Annotated in this window: 17 protein-coding genes and 2 pseudogenes; 15 read left to right on the top strand and 4 right to left on the bottom strand. The window is 34.4% G+C overall.

Annotation, left to right across the window (positions count from 1 at the left end; translation table 11 throughout):
* The first annotated feature begins 79 nt into the window (after positions 1–79).
* Positions 80–514, top strand: coding sequence for a BrxA/BrxB family bacilliredoxin (locus R4Z10_RS12150; protein ID WP_338469569.1), 435 nt, complete (start codon positions 80–82; stop codon positions 512–514).
* Between the two features lie 375 nt (positions 515–889).
* Positions 890–1,498 (top strand): YpjP family protein, encoded by a 609-nt coding sequence (locus R4Z10_RS12145; protein ID WP_338469568.1) that lies wholly within the window; start codon positions 890–892, stop codon positions 1,496–1,498.
* A gap of 470 nt (positions 1,499–1,968) precedes the next feature.
* On the opposite strand, the gene R4Z10_RS12140 is transcribed toward R4Z10_RS12145, so the two are convergent.
* Complete coding sequence (locus R4Z10_RS12140; RefSeq protein WP_338469567.1) at positions 1,969–2,352, bottom strand: GIY-YIG nuclease family protein; 384 nt, start codon at positions 2,350–2,352, stop codon at positions 1,969–1,971.
* 46 nt (positions 2,353–2,398) lie between these two features.
* On the opposite strand from R4Z10_RS12140, the gene R4Z10_RS12135 reads away from it, so the two are divergent.
* The 4 genes and pseudogenes from R4Z10_RS12135 to R4Z10_RS12120 all read left to right on the top strand — a co-directional run bounded on the left by R4Z10_RS12135 (position 2,399) and on the right by R4Z10_RS12120 (position 5,087).
* A complete protein-coding gene (locus R4Z10_RS12135; RefSeq protein ID WP_338469566.1) occupies positions 2,399–3,103 on the top strand; it encodes a toxin in 705 nt (234 codons plus the stop codon).
* Positions 3,104–3,216: 113 nt separating this feature from the next.
* Positions 3,217–3,882: pseudogene (locus R4Z10_RS12130) on the top strand (thymidylate synthase); the annotation flags it as partial.
* Positions 3,883–4,176: 294 nt separating this feature from the next.
* A pseudogene (gene thyA / locus R4Z10_RS12125) lies at positions 4,177–4,467 on the top strand (thymidylate synthase); the annotation flags it as partial.
* Positions 4,468–4,592: 125 nt separating this feature from the next.
* Positions 4,593–5,087 carry a dihydrofolate reductase gene (locus R4Z10_RS12120; RefSeq protein WP_338469565.1) on the top strand — a complete coding sequence of 165 codons (495 nt, stop codon included), beginning with the start codon at positions 4,593–4,595 and terminating at the stop codon, positions 5,085–5,087.
* A gap of 40 nt (positions 5,088–5,127) precedes the next feature.
* Here R4Z10_RS12120 and R4Z10_RS12115 read toward each other — a convergent pair whose 3' ends face one another.
* Positions 5,128–5,427 (bottom strand): hypothetical protein, encoded by a 300-nt coding sequence (locus R4Z10_RS12115; RefSeq protein WP_338469564.1) that lies wholly within the window; start codon positions 5,425–5,427, stop codon positions 5,128–5,130.
* A gap of 253 nt (positions 5,428–5,680) precedes the next feature.
* On the opposite strand from R4Z10_RS12115, the gene ilvA reads away from it, so the two are divergent.
* From ilvA to R4Z10_RS12090, 5 genes are all read left to right on the top strand, one after another.
* Positions 5,681–6,946 carry a threonine ammonia-lyase IlvA gene (gene ilvA, locus R4Z10_RS12110; RefSeq protein ID WP_338469563.1) on the top strand — a complete coding sequence of 422 codons (1,266 nt, stop codon included), beginning with the start codon at positions 5,681–5,683 and terminating at the stop codon, positions 6,944–6,946.
* Between the two features lie 181 nt (positions 6,947–7,127).
* Positions 7,128–7,331, top strand: coding sequence for a twin-arginine translocase TatA/TatE family subunit (gene tatA, locus R4Z10_RS12105; protein ID WP_338469562.1), 204 nt, complete (start codon positions 7,128–7,130; stop codon positions 7,329–7,331).
* Between the two features lie 103 nt (positions 7,332–7,434).
* Entirely contained in the window at positions 7,435–8,196 is a 762-nt protein-coding gene (gene tatC, locus R4Z10_RS12100) for a twin-arginine translocase subunit TatC (RefSeq protein ID WP_338469561.1), read from the top strand.
* Between the two features lie 184 nt (positions 8,197–8,380).
* Positions 8,381–9,223 (top strand): DegV family protein, encoded by an 843-nt coding sequence (locus tag R4Z10_RS12095; protein ID WP_338469560.1) that lies wholly within the window; start codon positions 8,381–8,383, stop codon positions 9,221–9,223.
* Positions 9,224–9,504: 281 nt separating this feature from the next.
* Positions 9,505–9,933 carry a hypothetical protein gene (locus tag R4Z10_RS12090; protein WP_338469559.1) on the top strand — a complete coding sequence of 143 codons (429 nt, stop codon included), beginning with the start codon at positions 9,505–9,507 and terminating at the stop codon, positions 9,931–9,933.
* Positions 9,934–10,310: 377 nt separating this feature from the next.
* On the opposite strand, the gene R4Z10_RS12085 is transcribed toward R4Z10_RS12090, so the two are convergent.
* The gene (locus R4Z10_RS12085; protein WP_338469558.1) at positions 10,311–10,637 is read right to left on the bottom strand and encodes a hypothetical protein; all 327 of its coding nucleotides are present in this window, start codon (positions 10,635–10,637) and stop codon (positions 10,311–10,313) included.
* Between the two features lie 202 nt (positions 10,638–10,839).
* Between R4Z10_RS12085 and R4Z10_RS12080 the strand changes: the two genes are divergently transcribed.
* From R4Z10_RS12080 to R4Z10_RS12070, 3 genes are all read left to right on the top strand, one after another.
* Positions 10,840–12,033 (top strand): ATP-binding protein, encoded by a 1,194-nt coding sequence (locus tag R4Z10_RS12080; protein WP_338469557.1) that lies wholly within the window; start codon positions 10,840–10,842, stop codon positions 12,031–12,033.
* A gap of 85 nt (positions 12,034–12,118) precedes the next feature.
* A complete protein-coding gene (locus R4Z10_RS12075) occupies positions 12,119–12,694 on the top strand; it encodes an SCO family protein (RefSeq protein ID WP_338469556.1) in 576 nt (191 codons plus the stop codon).
* A gap of 46 nt (positions 12,695–12,740) precedes the next feature.
* A complete protein-coding gene (locus R4Z10_RS12070) occupies positions 12,741–13,331 on the top strand; it encodes a YpmS family protein (RefSeq protein ID WP_338469555.1) in 591 nt (196 codons plus the stop codon).
* 50 nt (positions 13,332–13,381) lie between these two features.
* Here the strand turns inward: R4Z10_RS12070 and R4Z10_RS12065 are convergent, their stop codons facing one another.
* Positions 13,382–14,467: a GDSL-type esterase/lipase family protein gene (locus tag R4Z10_RS12065; protein WP_338469554.1), complete on the bottom strand. Its 1,086-nt coding sequence runs from the start codon at positions 14,465–14,467 to the stop codon at positions 13,382–13,384.
* A gap of 254 nt (positions 14,468–14,721) precedes the next feature.
* On the opposite strand from R4Z10_RS12065, the gene R4Z10_RS12060 reads away from it, so the two are divergent.
* A complete protein-coding gene (locus tag R4Z10_RS12060; RefSeq protein ID WP_338473230.1) occupies positions 14,722–14,889 on the top strand; it encodes a YjcZ family sporulation protein in 168 nt (55 codons plus the stop codon).
* Positions 14,890–15,004 lie beyond the last annotated feature (115 nt).

Here is a 15,004-nt window from a genome sequence, read left to right as displayed (position 1 = left end):
AATAGGAGATAAACATTGATATTTTATGATGGTTTATAGTATGCTAACAGTTAAAAAGACCCTTTAGGAGGTATAGATTATGTCAATGGCATATGAAGAATATATGAGACAAATGGTAAAACCAATGCGTGAGGAATTGGTTCAAACAGGATTTCAAGAATTACTTACTGTTGAAGACGTAGAACAATATATGGAAAAAGCGGAAGGGACGACATTAGTCGTCGTTAACTCTGTATGTGGTTGTGCTGCTGGTTTAGCTCGTCCAGCTGCTAATCATGCGGCTGTACACAGTGAGAAGAAGCCAGATCACCTTGTTACCGTTTTTGCCGGACAAGAGAAAGAAGCAACAGCGAAAATGCGTGAATATTTTGGTGAAATTCCACCATCCTCACCTTCTATGGCTTTATTAAAAGGTAAAGAAGTTGTTCACTTTATTCATCGCCATGATATTGAAGGTCAATCAATGGAAGCAATTGTAATGAATCTACAAAAGGCTTTCTCCCAATACTGCTAAATAACAAAAGAGTGCATCCGTGCACTCTTTTATTTTTTTTTCAGATCATATTTTATTGCATGTCGCTTCATTTTTAATCGGAAACAGCAAGCCATACAAAATATCCGAGCATGAACAAACCTAATAGCATAATTAAAAAGTCCAATCTGAATCCTCCTCGATTTTATAAAAAAAATTAAAAACATGAAACCAACAGATGTTTTATTCGTAGTATATTAGTATTTTATAGTACAATTAGATTATACTTTTTTAGAAAAACCTATATTGAATGAGAATGAATTTTAATTATTAACCTGCTTCAATAAGTAAACTGATTCGAGAGAAGATATAATAAGTAGGTTTGTCGATTTTTACATAGAAAAGAGATGATGAAGTATGCCTAAATGGATTCGCAAGTCGCTGCTTGTGCTTGTTTCCGTTCTCACATTTGGATTAGTAACACCGCAAGATTTATCGGCTCATTTTCCAGATGAAGAGAAACAGCCAAAAAGAGACCTCTATCAATCGAAACCATCACCTGTTGAAGAACAAACCATTTTTGAAAGTGGTCCCATATCTGATAATGATCTAATATCTGAAAAAGCTCGATTTGTGCAAGAAATGGTTAAGTATGCAGAAGAAACTTCATTTATGAAGTTTGGTAGTAGAATTAAGCCAGTCATTGAGGATGAATTTAAAGAACTCATTTTACCAAATATCGAAAAAGTAATTTCAAAAATGGCCGAACAGTATCCCGAGGAAGATTTAAGTCAATTAGTCATTAGTGAAATGCCTAGCGGCGGAACTTCTGAACGAATCTTTCATATTAAAAATATAGGAACTAACAAAGATGTCATTCGCTTCCATGTTCGAAGAGACCATCCGCCTATGGAAGGGTATGTATTTAACTTTCATTATCACTTAGCGAATGATGGCTTTCAGCTTCATCATGAGTTAGGTGTCATCTATTGGGATAAAAATACACCCCCCCAATGGATGACGTAACTCGTCACGTGTTCGGTCAGACATGAGTCGAGTGAATGAAAAGAGAGCAGGCTATCCTGCTCTCTTTTTTTTAGGGATTAAGTTCCATGTGATTATTCGGAGTAACAAAAATAGACAGACTCCTATAAAATAGTAAGCAAAATAAACAATTACGATTAATGGGATTGAATGGTGGACGGGTTTTGTAAAGAACGTTAATAAGAATGCCCAAAACAACAGATCAATCAATAAAAAGTAACCTGATTGCAATATATCTGAAACCGTATTTAAATCGGTCTGCAAATCATTCTCTATTCCTCTATGGAATTTAAATCTCAAGCTGCTCACCCTTTACCCGAATACTGGGAAAACCATAGCAAAGAAAAGCTGAAAATAGTACGTAGGAATAAGCTTATTTTATTTATATGTATATAAGCATCAAATGGTTACCATTAATGAGGCCTATTTTTTAAATTAGCCTTAAATGGTATTTACTGAATATAGATTAGGTGGGAAAGGCATCGACAATCAGAAGAACCAAACCCTTTAATCGGCAGCATGCCATTGTTCTTTTTCCTAATTTTCTCAGCGAGAGCACACTCTCCTAATCTTTCATCATATGTTATAATTTTAGTAACTATTCCATAGGGCCGAAGATAATCAAAATGCCAATGAAATTTTTTCTGAACCTTTTTGTGTCGTTCGATACGCTTAATCATATTTTTCCTTGCACTTCCGACATAGATATATGTTCCTTTGTGGAAAAAATACTCACCTAGTTTTCCAACTTTTATGAGTTGATCCTCCTCAAGCTTCAAATATATACAATAAAGTGTATGTTTAGGATTAATAGATTCATAGATATTGTTATCCATTATAAAGACCTCTCTTATTTTTTATTATTAAAAAGGAGTCAATCTTATGCAAAATAAACAACGCTCCTTGCTTTTTCTCATTCTACTTTTACTCATTCTCATGGGGAATTCTCAAGCAGAAAAAGACGGAATTAAATTAGTTAACTATCCAACCCACTCTCCATTTAAAAGTCGATTACAATTAACTTCTATCGATGAATTAAATCATATTATTGTGTTACCGAATTCAAGCTTTAATGAGGCGGAGGCCGCTAAAATAATAGCTAATATTGACAGACTTCCAAACTCCTTATTATCAAAAGTACGCAAAAATGGAATCATCGTTAAATTATTCACTAATAAATTGACTGATAATCCAACCGCTGCTCACCTTTCTGGGAAAGTCCCACGTGGATATGAAAAAGATACGACATGGGACGACATTCCGGGAGTTGGTGGTGGACACACGGTTCTAGTTAAAATTGGATCGAGCGAGAAAGGGAGTGGACATGGCTCTGTAAACCTAGAACTTCATGAGCTTGCCCACTCGATTGATCGACAAGTGTTTGATGAAATTCGAAAACAAAAAGACTTCTTAATGATTTGGAACTTAGAAAAAGATAGACTTTTCCCTTATAACCGCTATTTATTAACCTATCCTGAAGAATATTTTGCTGAAGCGTTTGTCTACTATTATATAAACGATTCGTATCGAGAAAAATTAAGAAAAGATGCACCTTTAACGTATGATTTTATTAAAAACTTAAAATAATAGGATAGATGTATGCGAATTACTAGGTAAATCATTTCCTTTTTATGCTACAATGATGTGCGATGCGATATTATTATGAAACAGCTTAATTGTTTTTAAAGGAGTGTAACAATTTGCAGCATCCTGAGTATGAATACTTAAACATGTGTCAACATGTCCTCGAAAACGGAAATCAAAAAGGGGACCGAACAGGTACGGGGACGCTATCAGTCTTTGGTTATCAAATGAGATTTGATCTTCAAAAGGGATTTCCCTTATTAACGACAAAAAGAGTACCGTTTCGCTTAGTTGCCAGTGAATTATTATGGTTTATTAAAGGTGATACAAATATCCGATTTTTGCTACAACATGATAATCACATATGGGATGAATGGCCGTTTGAGAGATATGTGAAATCTGAGGAATATCATGGTCCAGATATGACAAATTTTGCTCATCGTGCCCAAGAAGATGAAGAGTTTGCTAAAGTTTACAAAATAGAGATGGATAAATTTTGCAAACAAATATTAGAGGACGATGAATTCTCGGAAAAGTGGGGTTCTATTGGTCCTGCAGCATATGGTGCGCAATGGAGGAGTTTCCAAGGTCCCTATGGTTCAACAGACCAATTAAAGGATGTCATTGAACAAATTAAATCAAACCCAAATAGTCGTAGACATTTAGTAGTTAGCTGGAATGCAAATCAATTCGCGCAAGGAGAAGCGTTATTACCACCGTGTCATACTCTTTTTCAATTTTATGTTGCGAATGGAAAATTAAGTTGTCAATTATATCAGCGTTAAATAGAGCGCCTTTACGGAGTAATCCGTAATGAAAACTCCTCTAATTCAGGGAAAATCCAAACCAACTTATTCATTAAGTGGAGATGGACAATCCTGAGCCAAGCCTAAATAAAGAAGTAGGAAGGTGCAACGACCAGAACGTGATTGTTCGTAGGGTATAAGCGGTTGATATCCGAAACGGGGAGCATCCTATTGGGATGGTGATATGGTCTAATCTACATGGAAACATGTAGCTGCTCGAGGTAAGAGCGGATTAAGTGTAGCGAACTTAATTGAATGTACATGTCGGCTGATATTTTTTTAGGCGTTCCATTCAACATTTCAAGTTATTCACTTCTAACACATCTTATCGCACATGAATGTGGGTTAGAGGTTGGGGATTTTGTACATAGCTTTGGAGATGCACATATTTATTTAAATCATTTAGAACAAATTAAAACCCAGCTTAGTCGTAAGCCAAAAACTTTACCTCAATTAAAATTAAATCCTAGCGTAAAGTCTGTCTTTGATTTTACGATGGAAGACATTAAGATCGAGGGGTATGACCCTCATCCAACTATAAAAGCACCTATTGCTGTTTGATTATTAGGTTTGATTTTATTATACACGGGGTAAATTGATTTTGGGTTCGTTGTATCAGTTTAGGCTATAAATCCACATAATGAATAAAGCATTATAGCCGTCTAAAAGAAGATAGGAGAGATAGAATGATATCATTTGTTGTTGCGATGGACAAAAATCGCGTAATCGGAAAAGATAATGCATTGCCATGGCATTTACCAGAGGACATGAAATTTTTTAAAAAAGTGACAATGGAACATCCATTAATGGTGATGGGAAGAAAAACGTATGAGTCAATTGGAAAACCGCTTCCTGGAAGAGAAAATATTATTGTCACAAGAAATAAGGATTACAAAGCGGAAGGGTGTACAGTCGTTCACTCAATAGACGAGTTAAAAAAGTATATTGATGAGAAAAATAAAGATGTATCAATTATTGGTGGTGCCCAGCTTTTTAAAGAAACGTTCCCAATTGCGGACCGACTTTATATTACTGAAATCGATCATGAATTTGAAGGAGATACCTTTTTTCCGGAATTCCCTGAATCAGAATGGACCCTTACCTCAAAAGAAAAAGGGATTAAAAACGAAAAAAATCCGTATGACTATTACTTTACGATTTATGATCGTAAGCAGGCGTAATAAGAAAAAGCAGCCAGAATTCGCTCTGGCTGCTTTTTCTTTACCTTACGATACGTAAATAAGCTACACCTGTTTTGGTTAAATAGGTATGGTCATCATTTAGAACCATGTATTCTACAACTGTATTAGCATCTAACTCCTGCATTTGTTCGATAGTAATTGAAGCCATTACGTTGATTAATTCCTCTTTATTGTATGGACGAAGAGGGTTTTCTTCTGATAGATAAAGCCAATGAAACGCTTCTTCAATTGTTGAAAAATAGTTTGCTTCTTGCATAACATACCCTGGCTCCAAACCGACCATATCTGCTACCAATTCTAATTCTTCTACTTTACTCATTTAAGCTGTCCTCCCCTGTAGTATTTATCTTGTTGATTATATTCAATCAAGATAACGTTTAAATATATAAAAAATTTTACTTATTTTAATTATTATCATACCACAAAATCGTTGAAAAATGGTAAGTTTTCATTCAATTTGAATGGTGTAATGAAAATTTTTAATCTTTCTAATAGGCTTCATTGAAATTATATCTTTTCATGATATAATTTAATGATTAAAAACTTGAATTGAATGAATTGAGGGTGAAGATATGGAACAAGAAATAACAAAAAAGAAATGGTTGCAAGTGGAGGATATTCTCATTGCATACCAACATCTGAAAGATATCGTTACCCACACGCCATTGCAAAAAAACGAACGGCTATCGGAAAAGTATGATTGTAATGTTTATTTAAAGAGAGAGGACTTGCAAGTAGTTCGGTCATTTAAATTACGTGGAGCCTTTTATGCAATGAAAATGTTGCATGAAGATCAGTTGAACAATGGGGTTATTTGTGCAAGTGCTGGGAATCATGCACAAGGTGTTGCGTATTCATGTCGAAAATTGAAAATTCACGGAAAAATCTATATGCCTACAACAACGCCAAGACAGAAAATCCAATCGGTGGAAATGCATGGCCGTGAATATGTTGAGATTGTATTAAGCGGTGATTCTTTTGATGAATCTTATAATCAAGCTGTACAATGTGCTGAAGTAGAAGGTAGAACCTTTATCCATCCGTTTGACGATGAAAAGGTGATGGCAGGACAAGGTACGATTGCAGTAGAAATTCTACAAGATTGTGAAGATAGTATTGATTTCGTCTTTGGCAGTATTGGTGGGGGCGGACTTATGTCAGGGGTTAGCACGTATATGAAGAGTGTTTCTCCACATACAAAAATGGTTGGAGTTGAACCAGCTGGAGCGCCATCCATGAAAGCATCAATTGAGAACCATACAGTAACACCACTCCAACATATTGATAGCTTTGTAGACGGGGCGGCGGTAGCTTGTGTGGGTGAAAAAACCTTAGCCGTACTAGATCAGTCACTAGAGGATATTATTGTTGTACCAGAAGGCAAGGTTTGTTCTTCTATTCTTGAATTATATAATGAACATGCAATTGTTGCAGAACCAGCGGGTGCACTTACAGTTGCGGCTCTAGACTTTTATAAAGAGCAAATTAAAGGGAAAACAGTTGTCCTGATCATTAGTGGGGGTAATAATGATATCGGTCGGATGCAAGATATGAAAGATCGCTCGATGCTGTATGAAGGACTTCTTCATTACTTTATCGTGGATTTTCCACAGCGTGCCGGTGCTCTTAGAGAATTCTTAGATGCGTTAGGACCAAACGATGATATTACGAGATTTGAATACACAAAGAAAAATAATAAAGAAAGTGGTCCAGTTTTAATCGGGATTGAATTAAAGCATAAAGAAGATTATGGTGATTTAATCGCTAGATTGACGAATAAGGGCTTTAAATATACAGAGGTAAATAATGATAGTCAATTGTTCAATCTATTAATTTAAAAATACATTATTAAGCTACAATTTAGTCGAAATAAATGACAATTCTCACACATGTTAAAATAAGGTTTAAATTATGAAGTTTATATGAAGATTTCATTGATTTCTCCCCATTATTGATCTTTTATAATATAATCAAATTAGAAAGATAAGTAAGATTTAACTTCAAAGGGGGAAGTTCTACATGTTATCAAATATCGGGATTCCGGGATTAATTCTAATCCTTGTATTGGCACTTATCATATTTGGACCAAAAAAACTACCTGAAATTGGACGTGCATTTGGACAAACATTAAAGGAATTTAAAAAATCGACACGTGAGCTTACAAGTGATGTAATGGACGAAGTAGACGATGTCAAAAAAGAAGTCAAAGAAGTTACTAAATAAGGTGTGAGATTTTCTCTTACACCTTTTTTAATTGATAGTTGAAATATGGATGTAAGATTCTACCTAATATTATATTCACTGAATACATTGGCAGGGGAAATGCATGGAAGATAAAGAATTAAATGTCATTGATCATTTAGACGAATTGAGAACGAGACTTATTATTACTCTTGCAGCCTTCATCGTGTTTTTTATCGTCGGCTTTATGTTTGTGGAAGAAATCTATAATTGGTTTGTTAAGGATCTTGAAGTAAAGCTTATTGTATTGGGTCCAAGTGATATTTTATGGGTTTATTTTATGCTTGCAGCCGTGATAGGAATCGCAGGTACGATTCCTGTTTTGGCTTTACAAGTTTGGCTTTTTATTAAACCTGCATTAAAACCAATCGAAAGAAAAATATCTTTATCCTACGTTCCGGCACTATTCATTCTTTTTATTGTAGGATTAAGTTTTGGTTATTTTGTTATTTTCCCAACTGTCATGGGCTTTCTAATAGAACTTGGCGGAGAAATGATGGTAACAAACTTTACTGCTGAAAAATATTTCCGATTTATTTTTAATACAACCATTCCTTTTGGTGTACTATTTGAATTACCGGTTGTCATGATGTTCTTAACATCTTTAGGTGTAATCAATCCTTATGTACTATCAAAAGTTCGTAAATATGCTTACTTTGTATTGATTATTATAGCTATATTTATTTCACCGCCTGATTTTATGTCAGACTTTTTAGTAGCAGTACCACTTCTCCTTTTGTATGAAATCAGTGTGAGTTTATCGAAAATTGTCTTTAAGCGTAAAATGAAAAAGCAAAAAGAATGGGAGAAAAAATACGGATTTGATGATGACTTAGTTAAAGAGTAATGGAATAATGGAAATAGGTTGAGAGCAACTCCAATCAACCTATTTCCGTTTTTTTTATGTAATCAAATTCGCCTTGGTGTTTTTCACTCATTTTTTTGCAAGCACTCAATAAATTCCCATTGATTAATCATTGTAAAACGATTATCGTCATTATATAACTGTAATTAGTAAGGATGTGTAGTATTTGGTCAAAATAAAAATTGTAACTGATTCAACAAGTGATTTAACGAATGAAGAAATTGACAGACATCAAATTGAGGTTGTCCCTTTAACAATAAGTGTTGCTGGTGAAATATATAGAGACCGAATTGATATAACACCAACCGAATTTATGAAAAAAATGCTAGAATCAATCGAGTTACCAAAAACATCTCAACCATCTGCAGGCTCATTCCTTGAGGTTTACGATCGCTTAGGGGAAGAGGGATATGAAGTCATTTCGATTCATTTATCTGGTAAAATGAGTGGAACGGTTCAAGCAGCAGAAAGTGCAGCTGCGATGACAAAAACGAAGGTAACGGTAGTTGATTCATTGTTTATTTCTAAAGCGTTATCATTTCAAGTGTTAGAAGCCGCTAAAATGGTGAATGAAGGGCATCAAGTGGAGAGTGTTGTTGGAAAGTTAAAAAACGTTTGTCAAAATTCTCGATTATTTATCGTTGTGGATACATTAGAAAACCTTTCAAAAGGAGGAAGGATTGGAAAAGGGAAGGCAATGCTAGGATCCCTATTAAATATAAAACCGATTGCGTCATTAGAAAATGGCGAATATACACCTGTCGCAAAAGTACGAAGCCATGCTCAAGCAGCCAAATATATTGCAAAGGTTTTTGCTGAAGATGTTAAAGATAAAGCAATAAAATGTGTTGGTTTAGTGCATGCTGATGGAAATGATCTTGCGCTGATGATTCAACAGGCAATTAAAGAGAAAACAGGCTATGAATTAGATAGAATTGAAGAAACGACGCCAGTAATCAGCACTCATACAGGCCCAGGTGCTGTTGGATTTATGTATTATGCCGAATAGAAGTTTACTAATATTATTAAATGATGTGTATCCTAATATAGTTAGTTCACCAATAACTTAGTAACTCTGTGAGCTAAATAGCTAAAAAAGCAAACGAAAAATGTTAGATAGAAGTGCCAGCATCCATGAGAAATAATGGTCTGGCACTTTTAAAATGAAATCGAGAGGGGAGAAGTTTCTACTAATAGTGTAACAGTCAATTATGTAATAGTTAAAAAGTGAGATGAGATATTAGAATATTCGCAGATAATTAGTAAGGCATATTATTAGAGGAGATGACCATGAAAGTTTTATATTCTTTACTTTTACTTGTAGGTTTTTCTTTTATTGTTGGTTGTCAAAATAATCAAGAAAATAGGATGGTTCTTTTAGATGAAAGAGTGAAAGAAATCAACATATCTAAATCAAATGGAATTGGTGATATGAATTTAGATATTAATCATTCTTTTAATGATAAAGAATCAATCCGAGTGATTGAGAAATCGATAAGAACCGCAGTTAAACAGCAATCAAATGTTGATGAACCAAAACCTGATTACGACGTCATGGTAGAATATGTAGGAGGACTTCCTGCCCATGCCATTCATTTATGGTTAGGAGAGAAAGGGGAAAAAAGTACTCTTATGTATATGGTGGGTGAAGGCGAAACTTACCTTACTTCGCCAAAGGCTACAGGTCAACTAAGGGAATTGATACTCTCGGAAAAATAGGCAAGAGTTAATTAGAGTCAGTCGAGCACCTAAGAGCATAGATTTCAAATGAATGAAAAGAATTTAAACTATTAAATGTTCAGATGATAATGATCCATAAAAATTTAGCGAAATATAAAAAGACGTTTGGATTGCCAATCGTCTTCATTTATTTTTAATTATCATTTTAGAATGCAGGTAAGTGGATATATTCTCTGTAGTATTCTCTGTAGTAATCTCTGAAGTAATCTATGGTATTGCTTGTATCAAATTGATAGCATGGGTTAAGACAAATAGACGTATGCCAAGTATCAAATTGATAGTACAATCACCACAATTTGACATTTTCAGAATACCAATTTGTGTAACTGAAGACATCAAACTGTCCATTGCGTTTTTTATGTAAACTGTTCTAGTTTCTCATAATTAATCGTGTACCATTTTGTTTTATCTTGTTTCATACGATTAAAATTTGATGAAAGCAAATAGCCCTGTTCTTCTAAAGAACGGATGCCCCTTGCGATGGTTTGTTCTGACCAGAAAGGAAACTGCAATTGCCATTCTCTATAGGAATTATAAATCCATATTCTGCCTTCATACTTATGACGGCTAGACGTAAGCCAATAATGAACTTGTTGTAGAATTATCGCTTGATTTAATCCAATTTGTTTTGCTAAAGAAGGTAAAATTAAAAGAGGACTTTCTTGAATTAATAGTTTGCTCAATTTGACTCTCCCTTTATTATATATTAATTAATATTATAATCTTAAAAGTAAATATTGTAACCGCTTACTAGTTAAAAGTTGTAAAAATAATATAGAAAAGAAGGAGTTCTATCAAAGTTTGTCGAAGGAAAAGAATGAATTAGGCAGAAACTAGCTGCCCTAGGACGCTGATGAAAATGTTTAATGAATTGGAGATTAAAGTATGAAGTGTTTTCAATCAAATGCCTCTCTAACTAGAAAGGTACTCTCGCTTACACTCATGATTTCGTGTTTGACGACTTTACTCGTAATGATCTGTACTTATGTCTTTATGACTGTTTTTTTAGAGGGTCAAATCGAAGGAGAAACAGTCACATCCATTAAACAAAACTATCTTTTAATGTCTGGTGTTATATTTCTGATCATTAATTTTGTTCTTTTTCTAATCTTTCGAAGGTTATTTATTTGGTTTATTCAACCAATCGAACAATTAACTCACGGTTTTAAAGAGATTGGTCGAGGCAATTTTGATGTAAAGCTACGGGTTTCTCAACACTCGGAACTGGCAGAACTATCAAATCAATTCAATTGTATAACTGAACAACTCACTAATCTAGTTGATAAGATCATTACTACAAATGAAAGAATCGATGTTCATGGGGAGAGAGTGGAATTACATAGTTTAAGGGATGTATTTAAACAATTAGATCTATTAATGGAGAAATCAATGGTATTTCGAGAGCTGCAACGTGCGGAAAAGATGAATGCCATCGGTCAGTTGGCTGCATCTGTAGCTCACGAGATCAGAAATCCGATGACGGTTGTAAAAGGTTTCTTACAAATCTTTCTCGCTAAGGAGCATATGAGTGAAGAAGAACGCATGTATATTCACTTAATGATAGAAGAGATGAATCGAGCTGAAACCATTATCAATGACTACCTGTCATTAGCCAAACCAGATATGGAAAAGACGGAAAAGATTAATGGAAAAGAATTAGCCGAAAAAGCTCTAGACTTAATGAATTCTTATGCAAAAATGTCGAAAAATATAATTATGATCACTCCTCTTTTAGAAAACGTAACAATTAAAGGAAACAGCAATGAATTGCAACAAGTCTTAATTAATATATTGAAGAATGGAATTGAAGCTTTAAAAGATGGCGGGGAACTTTCGATAAAGCTTTATAAAGAAGGAGTTTATGGTGTCTTTGAAATTTCAGATACAGGGATTGGAATGACACAAGAGGAATTGCATCGATTGGGTACCGCATTTTATTCCTTAAAGGAAAAAGGAACAGGAATGGGATTAACGGTATGTTATCAAATCATTGAAAGAATGCGTGGGAAAATTCAGGTAAGCAGTGAAAAAAGGGTTGGTACTACCTTTAAAATTTATGTGCCTATATATATCAGATAATCACTAGTATTCTAGTTTAAACTAGGTGATAATATTTGAAAATAGCGAATCCATTTAGTAGAATACATGATAAGAGGTGAATATTGTGAAATTTCGCATTCCTTTCATATATATAGTCATGCTCACTTTCCTATTAACAGCATGTAGTTCATCAACGATTAAAAATCCTTTGAATTATCAAGTTGAAAAATTCAACTTTACTAATCACAAAGGGGAATCGTTTGGTCTGCAAGATTTAGAGGGAAAGGTTTGGATGGCCAGTTTCATTTTCACGAATTGTGATGATGTCTGTCTTCCAATGACAGCTAATATGAAAATTTTGCAAGATCAAGTAAAAGAAGAAGGAATAGAAAATGTTCATTTTGTTTCATTCAGTGTGGATCCGACGGTTGACACAGGTGAAGCATTAATTGAATTTGGCAACATGTTTGGAGTCGATTACTCGAATTGGGATTTTCTAACGGGCTATTCCCAAGAAGAGATTGAACAATTTGCCATAGATTCTTTTAAAGCGATTGTAAAAAAGCCTCAATCTGGTGATCAAGTCATCCATGGAACAAGCTTTTATTTAGTTGATGCCAAAGGAAAAGTAATGAAGGATTATTCGGGACTTGATATGCCGACTGATGATATAATAAACGATATAAAATTACTACAGTAGGTCTTTGAAAAAAGACCTTTTTCTTGTTTATACTGGGGGAATGTAAGTGAAAACACATAATTGGAAAAGGTTATTTTATTTGTTACTAGGGTTAAATATAGCGATAGCAGCAAGTTTGTTTATAATTTTTCAACTATTGACAAGCGAGGGACAAGATACGTCTCAAATTCCTGAACCACTGCCACAGGAAGAAGTGGTATCGTTTCAAATAAAGACAAACAAAGAGGATCTTAATAAGGTGATACGACATTATTTGGAAAAAGAGCAAAGCACTAATCTAACCTATAATGTTGTGTTAACTGATCAAGTAGAATTTTCAGGGAGGGTTCCTGTTTTACAAAATGAAGTAGAGGTTAAATTAACATTTGATCCTGTTGTACTCGAAAATGGTGATATAGAATTATATCAAACAGGTATGACGATCGGCAAACTTAGTCTGCCTCCAGCCGTTATCCTTCAGTTTATTGGAAATAATCGTTCATTGCCTGATTGGATTAAAGTTCAACCGGATGAAGAAAAGGTATATGTGTCACTACAACAACTAAAATTAAAAAGTGGTTATACGGTTGCAGCAAAGGAAATAAATTTAAAGGAAGATCAGATCATATTTTCATTGGGTGTCCCGCAAATCAATTAAATTTAAGAAGGGTATATTGAAAAGAGAACAAGCTCTTTCAATATGCCCTTTTATTTATAAAGAAGAATTGATGATATTTGGATCTTAGGTTGTTTTTTCTTTAGCGTTGAATTCTTATTAGAATAAACAAAAGTAACTTCATGTTCACCGGCTGGTAATTGACTTTCAATATATAAAACACGGTGTTTTTGAACAGGCCATTTCGTAGACAAAGTACGAATATACTGTTGATCAATAAATACATCGATATACCCCTGTTCTTGACCAACAAGTACTTTAGCACCAACATGTTCGCCAATGAATTTATACGAAATCGAAGCGCCAGCTTTATTTGTACAATAATCAGAAGCCTTTCTGATAAAATTACCGTTCATTTTGCTGTATTGATTGATTTCTGTGAATGATCTTGTGGTTGCCGGCTTGTCAATGACTCTTTCCTGTCCTTTTTTATAGTGGTCGCTTCTCGTTTCTATCGTTTTGAAAATAGCCTCTGCATAAAGTTGATAACCTTTATAATTTGGATGTACAAGGTCATCTGATAATTGTTCTTTTGTATAAGGAGATTGTTGAAAAGCGATTCGCATATCAATATGGGTAGTTTGATATTGTGTTGAAAGTTTTTTGATTTCACGAGCAAAAGTCTCATCTGTTAAACAGCTTTCGGTAATTGTCATCATTTCGGCATCTGGATAAATGCCTTTAATTTCTCTCAATAGGGATTCATAAAAATAAGCAAATTGATTCGCATTCATATATTTCCGATCATTTTCTCCAAATAGGATAAAGATGAAATCAGCCTGAGGCTTATTAGAGGCATGATTGAATAAATATAACCCTTCAAATGCTGTTGCCCCACTCTGAACAATTGAATTTCGTTTGAACGTAACACCAAATTTTTCGTTCATTAACTTTTCCCATTGATTAAACCATGTTAAAGACCGTTTTTCGACACCTGCCCCACGTCCGATACTATCCCCAACGATAAGGTAATGAATATCTTCCTTTGATGATAATTTTTCGTAAACATTAACATATGTACTTTTTGCTTCGTTTTCACTGTAAAAAAAATATAAGATGGCAATAGTTAAAGAAATAATCAAAAGCCAAACGGAAAAATTTCTTTTTTTCTTGCTCAACGTAAGTAGCCTCCTGATATTTTCACGACCTTAATGTTAGGATGCCGTTTCAACTTCTTGAATATAAGTACTACTTTTAACGAAATGGGCAGATGCACAGACAAGGACAAGACTCGGGACATATGTTGTTAGGGAAGTACCTAATAAATAAGGAGTGTATGCATATGCATTACGGAGAAAATATGGCAAACATGCCGCACATGGCAAACATGCCTCACGTGGCAAATATGCCTTATATGGAGAATATGCCTTATATGGAACCTGTGGCTAGTCCAATGAGTTATGATACATGCTACTATAGCTATCCAGCATTTTCCCCAGTATCCCCAGTAGCCTGCGGACGCAATTACGGTGGATTTGCTTTAATTGTCGTATTGTTTATTCTGTTAATTATTATTGGCGCAACTTGCTACTGTAAATAAATTTAAACTTTAATTAGCAACCCTGAGGTGCCAGGCATCATCCAATCGGATGGTAGCCTGGCACCTTTATTTTATGAAAGAAATCTTTACAATCCTCATACAATGATTAATAACC

It is taken from the genome of Niallia sp. XMNu-256 (assembly GCF_036670015.1).
GTDB lineage: Bacteria > Bacillota > Bacilli > Bacillales > Cytobacillaceae > Bacillus_BD.
Note: the sequence above shows the minus strand (reverse complement) of the source record. Positions and strands in the feature narration are given on the sequence as shown.